Here is a 13,780-nt window from a genome sequence, read left to right as displayed (position 1 = left end):
GCGTTCTCTCCCGTCTGTTGCGGTCGTGGCCGTTACGCTAGCCTTTACGGCCCGGACCGTAAAGGAAGGGCCTCGTCGCGATGGAACAGCGCCACATGCGCCTCGGCCTGTACGTCAACCTCTACGCGGACGAGGCCGACCGGCCGCGGCTCGCCGACGCGGTGGAGCAGGTGCGGCTGGCGGAACAGGCCGGTTTCGCCTGGGTCGTTCTGGGCGAGCGCCATCTGCACCGGCCCGGCTATCACGAGGCGCTCACCTCGCTCGCGTATCTCGCCGCGTACACGGACCGGATCGGGCTGGCGACGGCCGGGCTCATCGCGCCCGTCTATCAGCCGGTGTGGCTCGCCGAGACGCTGGCGCACATCGATGTGCTGTCGGGCGGGCGGCTCACGGCCGGGTTCGTGCTGGGCTACCGGCCTGAGGAATTCACGCTGTTCGGCACGGAGCCCAAGGAGCGGGTGCCGCGTTTCGAGGAGTGTCTGGAGCTGCTCACCCGGCTGTGGACCGAGGACGAGGTGACCTACAAGGGCCGCTGGAGCGAGGTGGAGGCCGCGTACCTCTCGCCGCGGCCCGTGCAGACCCCCCGGCCGCGGATCTGGAACGGCGGGCGGGTGCCGGCCGCGCTGGAGCGCACGGCCCGGGTGTGCGACGGCTGGACCACGTCGTTCAACGAGACCGACGAGGAACTGCCGGAGAAGATCGGCGCGTACCGCTCGTATCCGCAGGGGCCGCGCTCGCTGGGCGCGGAGGTCATCGTCTGCCGCGAGGGATACGCCGCGGCGACGACGCAGCAGGCGCGGGCGGCCCTGGAGCGGCCGCTGCGGGGTCTGTACGACGCGTACGGCGACTGGAAGCGCACATCGATGGATGCCGCGCGCTATGCGCAGCAGTGGGACGACATCGTGGCGCGGTCGGTGATCGGTTCGCCCGAGGAGTGCCGGGAACGGATCGGGCGGTACGCGGAGATGGGCGCGGACGGGCTGATCCTGCGGGTCCAGCCGCCGGGGATGCCTCAGGCGGACGCGCTGCGGGCGATCGAGGCGTTCGGGGACCTCAACGCCTAGGCGCAACGCCCGGACCCAACGCCCGATCTCACCGCTCGGACTCACCGCTCGGACTCACCGGCCACTCCGGCCCGCTCACCGCCGCGTCCCTCCAGGCGTCCGTCTCATGGGCGAATCCCGTTCAGCAGGGCATCCATCGTGCCGTGCAGGATCTGCTCCCGGTCCTTCTCGTCGAGGTCCGCGAGCAGCACCCGGCCCAGCCCGATGCGCAGGTCGAGGAAGACGGCGTCCGAGCCGAAGACGATGCGGTCCGCGCCGACCTCGGCGACCAGGCGGGCGAGGTGGCGGGCCGTCATCCGGGACCCGCAGGTCTCCAGGACCAGGCTGGGGCAGCGGGCGGCGGCTTCCGCGGCCGGGCCGTGGCCCTGCGGGAACAGTCCCGAGTGGCCCATGAGCAGTGGCACGTCCGGGTGGCGCGGCGCCACGGCCGTGAAGTGCCGGGCGTCGGCCCAGGGGCTGCCGTGCTGGCTGTGGGCCAGGACGATACGGCCGTGGTCTCCGGCCGCTTCGAAGGCGGGGGTGTAGCCGGGGTGGTCGAGGGCGACTTCGTGGACCTCTGGGTGGAGTTTGACGCCGATGACTCCGGGCACGTCGAGCAGTTCGCGCAGCCGTGGGGCGGCCTCCCGGTCGTGCGGGTTGTAGACGGCGTATCCGAGGAGCCGGCCGGGGTGGGCGGCGAGGGCCTCCAGCAGGAGGGCGTTCCCGGCTCGGGCGTCGGGGCCCACGGCCAGCAGATGTGAGACGCAGGCGGTGCCGACGCCGCACCGGTCCATCATGGCTACCAGGCTGTCGGCGGAGCCGTCGGGGATGGCGAAGGCGTGCCAGCGTCCGATGTGTCCGTGGGCGTCGGTGATCACGGCTCCCCGCCGAGCAGCCGCAGGGCGTTGCCGCCGGCGACGAGGGCCGCGTCGTCGTCGGGCAGATCGAGCGTGTCGAGGAGATGACGGGGGCCGGCGTCGTCCGTGACGGGGGCGCCGGTGCCGAAGAGGACGCGGTGGGCGCCGTACCGCTGCGCGAACCACTCGACCTGGCGGTGTCCGGCGAGCGTGGAGGTGTCCACGTACAGCAGTTCGTGCGTGTCGAGGAGTTCGGTGAGTTCGCGCAGGCTGCGGTAGCCCGTGCCGGTGAGGACGATCCGCAGCCGGGGCCGGGTGCCGGCCAGCAGATCCACGTCGGCGGCGGTGACGGCCTCCCAGCCGAGCAGCACCGTGACTCCCGCCCGGGACAACGCGGCGGTGAGGCAGAGGGCCTGCGGACCGGTGGCGGACCAGCCGTGCCGGTCGGGGCAGAGCCGTACGAGCGGGGCCCCGCCGCCCGTCCAGTGGCCGGTGCCCAGCGGCCCGGGGACGAGCACGGGGACGGGCCGCAGCCGCTCGTCGGCGATGAGGTCCAGCGGTGCGTTGCCGTCCCGCGGGTCGCCGTACACGGCGTGGGAGTGGACGACGCAGGCCGCGTCGATCCTCAGCCGTTCCAGCTCCTTGACGAGGCCGCTCTCGTCGCGGCTGGGTACGTCGTCGTGGGGCAGCGGGCCGAGGATCCGGTTGATGTCGACGACGCCGGCCGTCGCGGCCGTCACGACTTGAGCCCCGAGGTCGCGATCGAGTCGGTCAGATACCTCTGGAGCAGCCCGAAGACGAGCAGGCAGGGGATGACGGTGATGGTCGCACCGGCCATGATCTGGTTGATCGTCACGTTCTCGCCCTCCAGCGTGGCGAGCCCCACGGTGAGCGTGCGCATCTGCTCCGACTGGCCGATGACCAGCGGCCAGAGGAAGTCGTTCCAGTGCCAGAGGAAGACGAAGACGCCGAGCGTGGCGAGCACGGGCCGGATCAGCGGCACCACGATCGTGGTGTAGATGCGCCACTCCGAGGCCCCGTCGATCTTCGCGGCCTCGAACAGCTCGTCGGGCAGCTGCACGATGAACTGCCGCATCAGGAACACGGCCTGGGAATTGGCGAGCGTCGGCACGATCAGTCCCCAGTACGTGTCCACGCCGCCCAGCTCCGAGACGAGGATGTAGTACGGGATGAGGGTGGCCTGGAACGGCACCATGAGCGTCGCCAGGAACGACCAGAACAGCAGCTCGCGGCCGGGAAAGCGCTTCTTGGCGAAGGCGTATCCGGCCATGGAGGCGAAGAGCAGGATCAGCAGCACCGACACGAGCGAGTAGACCAGCGAGTTGACCGCCCAGCGCGTGATGTCGGCGTTCTCCAGAACGTCCGTGAAGTTGCTCAGCGTCGCCCGGGTGATGTCGAAGGCGCCCGGCAGGGTCTGCCCGCCGGACGGCGCGAACGCCACGAGCACCATGATCGCGAAGGGCGTGACGGTCACGAACGCGACCAGGACCAGTAGGACGGGGAGCCTGAGCCGGGCCGCGGCCTTCTGCGCGGAGGGTGCCGCCATCAGTCCGTGTCCCTTCCGATGAGCCGCCGCTGGATGAGCGAGAAGACGAGGACGACGAGGAAGAGGACCAGGCCGACGGCGCTCGCGTAGCCGAAGTCGAAGAACTTGAAGCCGGAGTCGTAGAGGAAGTAGACGAGCGAGTAGCTGGCGCGCACGGGGCCGCCGGCGGTCATGACGTACATCGCGTCGAAGACCTGGAAGGCCTGGATCGCCTCGATGACGAGGACGAAGAAGAGGACGGGCCGCAGCAGCGGCAGGGTGACCCAGCGGAAGCGCTGCCAGCCGCTCGCGCCGTCGATGGTCGCGGCTTCGGTGACTTCGCGGGGGATGGACTGCAGCCCGGCGAGGAGGATCAGCATCGAGTAGCCGAAGCCCTTCCACGCGGAGGCGGCGGCGATGGACGGGAGGACCAGGGATTCGCTGCCGAGGAAGTCGACGGGGCCGAGGTCCAGGACGCGGAGGGTGGCGTTGAGCAGCCCGTCCTCGACCTCGTAGAGCCATTTCCAGATGACCGCGGCCAGCACGATGCTGGTGACGTACGGGAGGAAGAACAGCCCGCGGAAGAAGCCGCGCAGCCACAGGGTGCGGTGCAGCAGGACGGCGGTGCCGAGGGCGAGGGCGACGGTCATCGGGACGTACAGCGCGGTGTAGACGGCGGTGACGCCGAGACTCTCCCAGAACAGGTCGTCCTCGAGGAGGCGCGTGTAGTTCCCGGCCCCGATGAACGTCCACTCGCCGCTGAGCCGGTAGTCGGTGAGTGACAGGAACGCGGCACCGAGCGTCGGCCCGAAGCGGAACACGACGAACAGCACCAGCATCGGCGCGACGAACGCGAGGCCGGCGAGGGCCTCGCGCCGCCGTGCGATCCGGCTCCGGGCGGCGGCCGCACCGGGCACGCCCTCGCGGGGCGTGCGGGACTTGCCCTTCCGCGGTGCGCCGCCCTCGCCGGGCAGGCCCTCGTCCGGTGCGACCTCGTCGGTGACGACCTTGCTCAACGCTGACGCGCCAGCAGGTCGTCGGCTTCCGCGGCGGCCGCGTCCAGCGCGGCCTTCGGGCTCTTCTTGCCGGTCAGCGCGGCCTGGATCTCCGGACTGATCAGCGCCATCAGCTGACGGGCTGCCGGGTTGGGCTCACCCGGATAGGTGTGGTTGAGCGCCTCCTGGTACTCCTTGGCGTAGGCGCTGTCGTTGGGGACCGTCACATCCGTACGCGGGGAGAAGAAGCCGCCTGCCTTGCCCATGGACTCGATCTGCGCGGGCTGGGTCATGTACGCGATGAACTTCTCGGCCCCTGTCACGTTCTTGGACCTGGCGTTGATGCCGAGTCCGCCCGGCATGCCGAAGCAGACCTGCTTCTTGGGTCCCGTGAGAGCGGGGCCGACGATCACGTTGCCCTTCCCCCAGGTCTTCTCGGCCAGGACCGCATCGGCGGGCGTGTTGGTGTAGCCCATGGCGACCTGCTGTTTGCCGAGGGCCTGGTCGGTGAAGAGGTTGGCGTTGTTCATCGCGGACTTCGGTACCGAGCCGCCCTTGTAGAGGTCGACGAGGAAGCTGAGCGCCTCGACGCCTTCGGCGCTGTTGAACGCGGCCTTCTTGCCGCTGTCGTCGAAGACCTTGCCGCCCGCCTGCCACAGCAGTGGGTAGAAGCTCATGTTGAGCGAGGCCTCGTTGCTCGCGGAGTAGTCGAGCGTGGTCGCGCCGGCCTTCTTCAGTTTGGGGGCTGCGGCCCTGATGGCGTCCCAGGTGGCGGGCGGCTCGGTGATGCCCGCCCGGTCCAGCAGCTTCTTGTTGTACAGCGTGCTGGTGACGGTGTGGTAGATCGGCGCCGCGTAGATCTTTCCGTTCTGGGTCATGGCTTCCAGGGCGGCCGGGCGGAAGGCGCTCTTCGCGTCCTCGATCGCCCGGTCGACGGGCTGGATCGCCCCGTTGGCCTGGTACTGGGGGATCTGGTCGGGGCCGAGCAGGACCACGTCGGGGCCCTTGCCGCTGCCGAAGGCGGTGGCGAGCTTCTGGTCCCTGTTCTCCCAGGGGAGCTGTTCGATGGTGAGATCGACGCCCTTCTCCGCCGCCTCGAAGCCTTTCTCGATGCCGTCCCAGTACGCGGTGTTGGCCTTCGGATCCATGATCACCGGGTACATCCAGACGGTGACCTTCTTCGATCCGGCGCCGCTGTCGCCGTCGCTGCAGCCCGCGGCGGTGAGCGTGGTGAGCGTGAGCAGTGCGAGAGGTACGGTGGCGCGCTTGAACCCTGTCTTCATGGGGGCCTCCGGAAGCCCTGGGGACCTGGGGAAACGAGCGAAGAGTCCGGCAGTTTCGGCCTGGGCCGAAAGTAGCCGGGCTGTTTTGGGCTGTCAATGCTCCCTCAACACCTGCTCCGCACAGGGGTGTTACGGCATCGCCCGAAAGGCGTAATGCCGCTCGGCGGCTGACGGAGCGCCGAGGCATGGACGACCCGGCAGCGGCCGGCAGCGGCCGGTTCCACGTCGACGCGGTGGTAGCCGTTCCCCGGGGGGTGAAGTCGAAGCGGATGCTGCGGCCCGGCTCGTACGCGCCGACCTTGTACGTGACGAAGCCATGGCCTCCCTCGGCGCCGACGCCGAGCGGGCGGTCGAAGCGCATCGGGGGCCAGGCGGGGGTGGGGAAGAGCGGGTCGTCGTCGGCCGACAGCCGGTCGATCAGGGCGCCGACGACGTCGGCAGGGGCCTGGACGATCCGCTCGTGGACGTTCCGTACCGTGCGCATCGCACATCTCCATACGGCAGCGTATGTTTCTCTCCGTACGGTACCGTACGGAACATGGCACGACTCACCGCACGGGACTGGGCGGACGCGGCGCTGACGGCAATCGGCGAGCGCGGGCTCGCCGCGGTCGCGGTGGAACCGCTCGCGGTGCGACTGGGGACCACCAAGGGCAGCTTCTACTGGCACTTCCGCAACCGGGACGCACTCGTCGAGGCGGCGCTGGAGCGCTGGGAGGAGATCTGCACGGAGGAGATCATCACCCTGGTCGAGCGCGAGCCGGACCCGGAGAAACGGCTCCGCCTGCTCTTCGCCGAGGCGACGGCCGCCGCGGCGGACGACACCCTGGAGGTCTCCCTCCTGGCCACGGCCGACCACCCCCAGGTCGCGGCAGTGCTCCGCCGTGTGACGGACCGGCGCGTCGGATACCTCACGGCGCTCTTCGAGGAGCTCGGCTTTCCGCCGGATGCGGCCGCCTTTCGCGGTCTCCTCGCGTACACGAGCTACCTCGGGCACACCCAACTGACCCACGCGGTCCCCGAGACGCTGCCCTCCGGGCCGGACAGGGGGGCGTATCTGGACGCGGCGCTGAACGCCCTGCTGCGGAGCGACGAGGGAGTGTCCTCGAAGTAGCGTCATCCGCGTGTGCCGGTGCCGCTGGGGCGTCAGGCAGACGCGCGCCTGCGGGAGGTCGTCTTCTTGGCCGCCGTCTTCTTGGCAGTGGACTTGGCGGTGGACTTGGCGGTGGACTTGGCGGTGGACTTGGCAGTGGTCTTGGCAGTGGTCTTCGCCGCCGTCGACTTGGCCGACTTGGCCGCGGCCGTCTTCTTCGCCGTCGACGTCGACTTCTTCGCGCCCGTCTCCTTGGGGGCAGCCGTGGTCGTGGCCTTGGCGGCGGTCTTGGCCGTGGCCTTGGACGGCGCCCTGGCGGGGGCCTTCTTGGCCGGCGCCTTCTTGCGGGCCTTAAGCTCCGTGACGGCCGCTACGTCCTCCGCCTCGTCCCCGCGCGCCTCCTTCGCCGCGCGGACGCTGCTCTCGAGCGCGGCCATGAGGTCGATGACCTTGCCGCCGCCCGCCGGAGCGGGCAGAGGTTCGAGTTCGACGCCTTCCGCCTTCGCGGCGATCATCTCCTCGACCGCCGCCCGGTAGTCGTCGTGCAGCGATTCGAGGTCGACCTCACCGAGCGTGTTCATCAGGGCGTCCGCCAGGTCGAGTTCGGCGTCGCGGATCGTCACCTCGGTCTCCGGAGCGACCCCCTCCGGCCGGCGGATCTCGTCCGGCCAGAGCAGTCCGTGCATGGCGATCACATCGTCGACGACCCGCAGCATGCCGAGGCGCTCGCGGCCGCGCAGCGCGAACTTGGCGACCGCGACCTTCTTGCTCCGCTTGAGAGCCTCACGCAGCAGCGTGTACGGCTTCGCCGCGGGCACCCCGTTCGCCGAGAGGTAGTACGCCGCGTCCATCTGGAGCGGATCGATCTCCGTGGCCGGCACGAAGGCGACGATGTCGATCGTCTTCGCCGTGGGCAGCGGCAGCGCGGCGAGATCCTCGTCCGTGATCGGGATCATCGTCCCGTCGGCGTCCTCGTACGCCTTGCCGATCTCCGCCGTCGCCACTTCCTCGTCGTCCAGCTCACAGACCTTGCGGTAACGGATCCGGCCGCCGTCCGCGGTGTGGATCTGCCGGAAGGAGACCGAGCGGCTCTCCGTGGCGTTGACGAGCTTGATCGGGATGCTGACCAGCCCGAAGGAGATCGCGCCGTTCCAGATGGATCGCACGTTTCATCCCTTTCGTTAGATATAGAGATGATTCATGGGATTCTCATCGTATGACGCCCATCACAGAGGTGGAGGGGCGGCGCCTGTCCCTCAGCAATCTGGAGAAGGTCCTCTACCCCGCCACCGGGACCACGAAGGGCGAGGTCCTGCACTACTACGCCATCACCGCGGACGCCTTGCTCGCCCACCTCCGGGACCGCCCACTGTCCTTCCTCCGCTACCCGGACGGCCCGGACGGCCAGCTGTTCTTCACCAAGAACCCGCCGCCCGGCACCCCCTCCTGGGTGACGGTCGCCGAGGTGCCGCGCTCCTCGCGCGAGACCGGCGAGCAGGTGGTCGTCCAGGACCTGGCGTCCCTGATGTGGGCGGCGAACCTGGTCGTGGAGTTCCACACCCCGCAGTGGCAGGTGGCCCGGCCGGCCTGGGCGGACCGGATGGTGTTCGACCTCGACCCCGGGCCGCCCGCCACCGTCGTGGAGTGCTGTGACGTGGCCCTGTGGCTGCGCGAACGGCTGGCCGCCGACGGCCTCGACGCGTACGCCAAGACCTCCGGCTCGAAGGGCCTTCATCTGCTGGTACCGCTGGAGCCGACCCCGGCGGAGGAGACGTCGGCGTACGCCAAGAGGCTGGCCGTCGAGGCCGAGGCCGGGCTCGGGGGGCTGGTGGTCCACCGGATGGCCCGCGCCCTGCGCCCCGGGAAGGTCTTCGTCGACCACAGCCAGAACGCTGCGGCCAAGACCACCGCCACGCCCTACACCCTGCGCGCGCGGCCCGAACCCACCGTGTCCGCACCCGTGACCTGGGCCGAGGTCGAGGGCTGCGACTCTCCCGAGGCGCTGGTCTTCCGGCTCGGCGACATCGCGAAGCGGCTCGACCTGTACGGAGATCTCCTCGGGCCCCTGATGGACCCCGCCGCCGCGGGCACGCTGCCATGAGCACCCACGCCATGCGCACGCTGCGCCCCCCGCTGAAGGTGGCGCTCGCCGAACCGGTGCCGGCCCTGCCGCGCGGGGAAGGACTGGCGTACGAACCGAAGTTCGACGGCCACCGGATGCTGATCTTCAAGCTGGAGGGAGCGGCCGTACTGCAGGCCCGCTCGGGGCGGATCGTCACCGGCGCCTTCCCCGATCTGGCGGAGGCCGCGCAACCGCTGGCCGACGGCACCGTGCTCGACGGCGAGGTGGTGATCTGGACCGGCGGCCGGATCGACTTCGCGGCCGTGCAGCGCCGCGCCGCGGCCACGGCGGCACGGGCCGGAATCCTCGCCCGCCGGCTGCCCGCCTCGTACGCCGCCTTCGACCTGCTCGCCGAGGAGGGCGAGGATCTGCGCTCCGCGCCGTACAGCCTGCGCAGGGAGCGGCTGGTCGGGCTGCTCGACCCGCTGGGGCCGCCGCTCCAGCCGGTGCCGATGACGACGGACCCGGAAACCGCGGCCACCTGGTACGAGACGCTCACGGCGGCCGGGATCGAGGGACTCGTGGTCAAGCACCTCCGGCAGCCCTACCGGGCCGGCTCCCGCGACTGGCGCAAGTTGCGGCACACGGACGTCCATGACGCCGCGGTGGTCGGCTTCACCGGTCCGGCGGACCGGCCTGCCGCCCTCGTCCTGGTCCTGGCGGACGACGACACCCCCGTCGTGTCGAGCCCGCTGCCGCCTGCCCTGCGGGCGCATGCGGGCGGTGTGCTGGCGGGCCGCGAGACGGGCGCCCCTGCGGGGACGGCGATGGCGATCGGCGTGGGCAAGGTGCCGTACCGCGCGGTCGCGCCGGGGCTCCTGGCCGAGGTCGAGCGCGGCACGGCGCGGCACACCGTGGCGACCGTACTGAGGCTCCGGGACGATTTGATTAATCAAGTTTGACTAGCTCGACACGACCGAGGTACATTCTCCTCACTAGTCAAACTTGAAGAGGAGAATGCGTGACCCAGCTGCCCGACACCGGTTACACCCCGACTGCCGATGAACTCGCCGACATCGAGGCGTGGTTCGCCGACTACGACGCGGCCAGTGCGCGCCGTGACATCGAGCGGATGGCCGATCTGGCGGTCTTCCCGCTCAATCTGGTCAGCGACGACTCCACGGGCAACGGCGCGGCCGCGCAGTGGGACCGCAAGCAGTTCGTCGAGACCATGACCCATGTGATGGGAGACGGCTCAGCGGACATCGGCTTCGAGTCGGTGCGGACGCCCGTCTTCCTCAGCCCGGCCATGGCCGTCGTCTTCACCGACTCGACCATGAGGATGGGCGACACCACGCAGCAGCTGCGGTACGCCGACATCCTGATCAAGCGGGACGGAAAGTGGGCGTTCCAGACCATGCTGCAGGGCGGCTGGGGGGACAACCTCCGCTAGTTCCGGCAGCGGCTCCTGGTCGTGGCAGCCGCTCCTGGTCGTGGCGGGGCTGTGCGCGCCGCCACCGCCGATGACGGTGTCATGCCCGCAGCCAGGTTCTGCGGTTGCGGGCATGCCCGTACAGCGACTCGACGTCCGCGGGCTTCAGCACTCCCCCGAGCCGGGCGAAGGAGGCCACCTCTCCCTCGGAGAGGATCCGGACGTCCGGCGGCGCGGGGACGGTTTCGAGCCGGGTCGCTCCGACGACGGCGAGCACCGGGCGTACCGCCGTGGCCAGCGCGAGCGAGGCCCGCTCGGCGCCGCGGCGGGCCCAGCGGAGCTCGGGCCGAGGTTCGTCGCGGCCCGCGGCGGCCAGCTCTCCGGAGATCCGTACGCGTCGTTTCCGGGCCGCGAACGTCCGTACCGCCAGCACCCCCGCCGGGCCGATCACCAGATGGTCGATGCGTCCCGCGCGGCTCACATCACCGGGCAGCGGCACCGAGTGGATCACCCGCCAGCCGGTGTCCTCCAGCCGGTCGAACTCCGCGCCCAGCAGCTCGTGCGCGGCCAGCTCGGCGCGCCTCGGGTCCCGGCGCCGCTCCCCGCCGCCGCCCGCCCGGGCGAGGGCGAGGTGCAGCGCCTCCCCCGGCCGGTTGGGCGCCAGATCGTCGTCGGGATCGAGGGACAGCCGCGCGAGCTCGTCGGCGGTCGGCACCGGCGGCGGGCCGACGGTCACCTCGCCGGTGACATACGGGGCGAGCGCGGCGAGGACCTCGTCGCGGAACTCGCCGAGGACCAGACTGACCCGGTGCGACTCCTGGTCGTACCAGGCCACGTTCCGCCCGCCGGGAAGGCTGACGTACAGCCGCGAACGGCCGTACGTCCGTACCGGTGTGACGCGCAGTCCGATCATCCCCGTCATCACCCCCCTCGACCATGGGAGCAGCCACGGCACGGCGGGGGCAAGAGGCCTGCCGAGGCGCGGCGGCGCTTCTTCGGCTCACACGCACAGCGTGGTTGTCGCAGTCGTGGTGCACACTCTCCCCAAGTACCTGGCTCGCGGGAGGGAACAGCGTGTTCACGGGGATCGACGAGGTCGACTGGGCCTCGATGGTGCATGCGTACGGTCCGGCGGACGATGTCCCGGGACTGTTGCGGGGGCTTGCCTCGGCGGATCCGGCGGAGCGGGAGAGCGCGCTCGACGGGATGTACGCAGCGGTGCACCACCAGGGCGATGTCTACGACTCGACGCTGGCCTGCATCCCCTTTCTGCTGGAGCTCGTCGCCAGTCCCGAGGTCCAGGACCGGGGCGCCGTCGTGGAGTTGCTCACGAGCATCGGGGGCATCGATCTGGACGGTGACGACGAACTCGACCCGGAGGACGAGGAGTTCGAGGACGCCGCGAACTATGCGATGGCGGCGGCCGCGGTGGCGGCGGGCGCGGATGTGTTCCTCGGCCTGCTCGGCGACCCGGACCCCGGCGTGCGGCTGGAGGCGCCGTGCGCGCTGGCGATGCTGCACGGCGAGCCGGCGCGGGTGCTCGCCCTGCTGCGGGACCGGCTGGATGCGGAGCCGGACACGGAGGTGCGGCTCGCACTGGTCGAGGCGGTGGGGCGGATCGCCCTGCGCCACGAGTCGCTGCGCGCGGAGGCAGTCCGGTGGCTGACGACACTGCTGGCCCCGCACCACCCGCCGGGGCTGCGCCTGTCCGCGCTGGCGCAGCTGGCGCGGTGCGCCCCGGGACGTCTCCCCGACGACATCGCCTCGACGGCGACGGCGCTGCTGCGGGCGGCGGACGGGGGCGGGGGTACGGCCGCGGGTGCGGGCTCTTGTTCGGGCGCAGGCGCGGTGTCGGGCTCTTGTTCGGGCGGGGGTGCGGGCCCGGGCGGTGAGGGCGGCGGGCCGGGGGCGCTGTGGGCGGACGATCTGCTGCGGACCCTGCACTCGGCGCTCGGCGACCGCGTCGGCGACCGGATCGCCCTGCTCACCGGCCAGTTGACCAGCGCCGACCCGATACAGCGCACGGACGCCGTGTGGATGTGTCACAGCCTGATCCGGGCCTGGCGCGGTTCGTACGACGAGGTCGTACGGCTCGTCGGGGCGCAGCTCGGCGACCCCGACCCGCGGCTGCGGGCCGCCGCGGCGATCCTGCTGGAGAGCCTCTTCGGGCTGGCCATGCCCGCGGCGGACGCGCTCGCGGACCGGGTCGCGCAGAGCGGGCTGCTCCGTGAGGGTGGCGAGGGCGGTGAGGGTGGTGAGCGCGGTCAGGGCGACCACCACGCCCTGGTCGCGCTGGCCAGACTCGGCGACCTGCGTGCCGTCCCGGCGCTCGCCGTGGCGCTGGAGCAACCGGACCTGCCGCGTGACGTGGCGTTCGCGGTGTCCTATCTGGGCGCCGCGGCCGCGCCGCTCGCGCCGGTGCTGCGACGCCGGCTCGGCGAGGTCGCGCTGGACGAACAACTCTCGGACCGGGCCGCCCCGCTGCTGCACGGGCTGGCCGCTCTGCGGGCCGTCGAGGCGCTGCCCGAGGTGCTGCGGGTGTTGCGCGGCACCCCGGCGCAGGGCGGCGAGTGGGCGACCGAGGCGGCGCTGCGGGCGCTCACGGCGTTCGGCCGCGCGGCGCTTCCGGCCGCACCGGAGCTGCGCGAGCTGCTGCGCAGCCCGTACTCGTCGGTGGCGACGGCCGCGGCGCGGGCGCTGTGGGCGGTCGCGGGCGACGCGGGCGACGGGGGCGCCACGGGTGACACCGGTGCCGTCCTGCGGGTGCTGCGCGAGCTGCTGATGGCGGACGGCCCCGACGAGCGCCGGGCGGCCGCGGCGGCGCTGGGCTTCGTCGGCCCGCGGGCGGCGGACGCCGCGCCCGCGCTGCGCGAGCTGCTCAGCTCGCGGGAGCGCTGGCTGCGCATGGACGCGGCGGTGGCGCTGTGGCGGGTCACCGGGGATGCCGGGGAGGCACTCCCGGTGCTGCGCACGGCCTGGGAGGAGAACCGGTACGGGCGCGTCGAGGTGGCCGAGTGCCTGGCCGAGATGGGCCGCGCGGCATCGGACGCGGCGCCGCTCCTTCGCGCCGAGCTCTCCCGTCCGCGCCGCCACAACGTCCTGGACGGCGGCTCCGGGAGCCACGACATCGAACAGGACGAGCGCTTGCTTGCGCTGTGCCGTGCGGCGCTGTCGGGGCGGGGCGGCCGGGCGGGGGCGGGTCTGTAGGGCGGTACGGTGCGGGGTGCCTCCGGCGGGGGCGCGGGGTGCCTCCGGCGGGGGCGCGGGGTGCCTCCGGCGGGGGCGCGGTGACGGTGTGCCCGGTGCCGTGGCGGCATCCGGTGTGTCCGTCCTCAATCGCCGGACGGGCTCGGGGTGTGCCGGTGGGTGGTGGGGCGGGGCCCCTCCGGGCTCGACTCCTCGGGACCGGCGGGTTGCCCGGTACCGCGGGAGCACCCGGTACTTCCGCCGGTCCCTGCGGGGCCGACCC

General features: G+C 71.7%; 13 protein-coding genes and 1 pseudogene. 6 read left to right on the top strand and 8 right to left on the bottom strand.

The window, feature by feature from the left end:
• Positions 1-80: 80 nt before the first annotated feature.
• Positions 81-1,064, top strand: a complete 984-nt coding sequence (locus tag AC0699_RS18870) for an LLM class flavin-dependent oxidoreductase (protein WP_478661381.1) — start codon at positions 81-83, stop codon at positions 1,062-1,064.
• A 104-nt stretch (positions 1,065-1,168) separates the two neighbouring features.
• On the opposite strand, the gene AC0699_RS18865 is transcribed toward AC0699_RS18870, so the two are convergent.
• The 6 genes and pseudogenes from AC0699_RS18865 to AC0699_RS18840 form a co-directional block, all read right to left on the bottom strand.
• Positions 1,169-1,921 (bottom strand): amidohydrolase family protein, encoded by a 753-nt coding sequence (locus AC0699_RS18865; RefSeq protein ID WP_478661379.1) that lies wholly within the window; start codon positions 1,919-1,921, stop codon positions 1,169-1,171.
• Complete coding sequence (locus AC0699_RS18860; RefSeq protein WP_478661377.1) at positions 1,918-2,640, bottom strand: amidohydrolase family protein; 723 nt, start codon at positions 2,638-2,640, stop codon at positions 1,918-1,920. The genes AC0699_RS18865 and AC0699_RS18860 overlap by 4 nt, the downstream gene beginning before the upstream one ends.
• Positions 2,637-3,467, bottom strand: a complete 831-nt coding sequence (locus AC0699_RS18855; protein ID WP_478661375.1) for a carbohydrate ABC transporter permease — start codon at positions 3,465-3,467, stop codon at positions 2,637-2,639. The genes AC0699_RS18860 and AC0699_RS18855 overlap by 4 nt, the downstream gene beginning before the upstream one ends.
• Positions 3,467-4,462, bottom strand: coding sequence for a carbohydrate ABC transporter permease (locus tag AC0699_RS18850; protein WP_478661373.1), 996 nt, complete (start codon positions 4,460-4,462; stop codon positions 3,467-3,469). The genes AC0699_RS18855 and AC0699_RS18850 overlap by 1 nt, the downstream gene beginning before the upstream one ends.
• Positions 4,459-5,724 carry an ABC transporter substrate-binding protein gene (locus tag AC0699_RS18845; RefSeq protein ID WP_478661370.1) on the bottom strand — a complete coding sequence of 422 codons (1,266 nt, stop codon included), beginning with the start codon at positions 5,722-5,724 and terminating at the stop codon, positions 4,459-4,461. The genes AC0699_RS18850 and AC0699_RS18845 overlap by 4 nt, the downstream gene beginning before the upstream one ends.
• A gap of 164 nt (positions 5,725-5,888) precedes the next feature.
• Positions 5,889-6,208: pseudogene (locus tag AC0699_RS18840) on the bottom strand (DUF2867 domain-containing protein); the annotation flags it as partial.
• 54 nt (positions 6,209-6,262) lie between these two features.
• On the opposite strand from AC0699_RS18840, the gene AC0699_RS18835 reads away from it, so the two are divergent.
• Positions 6,263-6,838: a TetR/AcrR family transcriptional regulator gene (locus tag AC0699_RS18835; RefSeq protein ID WP_478661368.1), complete on the top strand. Its 576-nt coding sequence runs from the start codon at positions 6,263-6,265 to the stop codon at positions 6,836-6,838.
• Positions 6,839-6,870: 32 nt separating this feature from the next.
• Here AC0699_RS18835 and ku read toward each other — a convergent pair whose 3' ends face one another.
• Complete coding sequence (ku, locus tag AC0699_RS18830) at positions 6,871-7,983, bottom strand: non-homologous end joining protein Ku (RefSeq protein ID WP_478661366.1); 1,113 nt, start codon at positions 7,981-7,983, stop codon at positions 6,871-6,873.
• Positions 7,984-8,033: 50 nt separating this feature from the next.
• On the opposite strand from ku, the gene ligD reads away from it, so the two are divergent.
• Genes ligD through AC0699_RS18815 form a run of 3 tightly spaced genes read left to right on the top strand, consistent with a single transcriptional unit; the run spans position 8,034 to position 10,332 of the window.
• Positions 8,034-8,918 (top strand): non-homologous end-joining DNA ligase, encoded by an 885-nt coding sequence (gene ligD / locus AC0699_RS18825; protein ID WP_478661364.1) that lies wholly within the window; start codon positions 8,034-8,036, stop codon positions 8,916-8,918.
• Entirely contained in the window at positions 8,915-9,841 is a 927-nt protein-coding gene (locus AC0699_RS18820) for an ATP-dependent DNA ligase (protein ID WP_478661362.1), read from the top strand. The genes ligD and AC0699_RS18820 overlap by 4 nt, the downstream gene beginning before the upstream one ends.
• A 59-nt stretch (positions 9,842-9,900) precedes the next feature.
• A complete protein-coding gene (locus AC0699_RS18815) occupies positions 9,901-10,332 on the top strand; it encodes a nuclear transport factor 2 family protein (protein ID WP_478661359.1) in 432 nt (143 codons plus the stop codon).
• Between the two features lie 79 nt (positions 10,333-10,411).
• On the opposite strand, the gene AC0699_RS18810 is transcribed toward AC0699_RS18815, so the two are convergent.
• Positions 10,412-11,224, bottom strand: a complete 813-nt coding sequence (locus tag AC0699_RS18810) for a nuclease-related domain-containing protein (RefSeq protein WP_478661450.1) — start codon at positions 11,222-11,224, stop codon at positions 10,412-10,414.
• 161 nt (positions 11,225-11,385) lie between these two features.
• On the opposite strand from AC0699_RS18810, the gene AC0699_RS18805 reads away from it, so the two are divergent.
• The gene (locus AC0699_RS18805; RefSeq protein ID WP_478661358.1) at positions 11,386-13,518 is read left to right on the top strand and encodes a HEAT repeat domain-containing protein; all 2,133 of its coding nucleotides are present in this window, start codon (positions 11,386-11,388) and stop codon (positions 13,516-13,518) included.
• Positions 13,519-13,780 lie beyond the last annotated feature (262 nt).

This window comes from Streptomyces sp. NPDC043870, assembly GCF_056435785.1.
The sequence above is the reverse complement of the archived record's forward strand: the minus strand, read 5'-3'. Positions and strand labels throughout refer to the sequence as shown.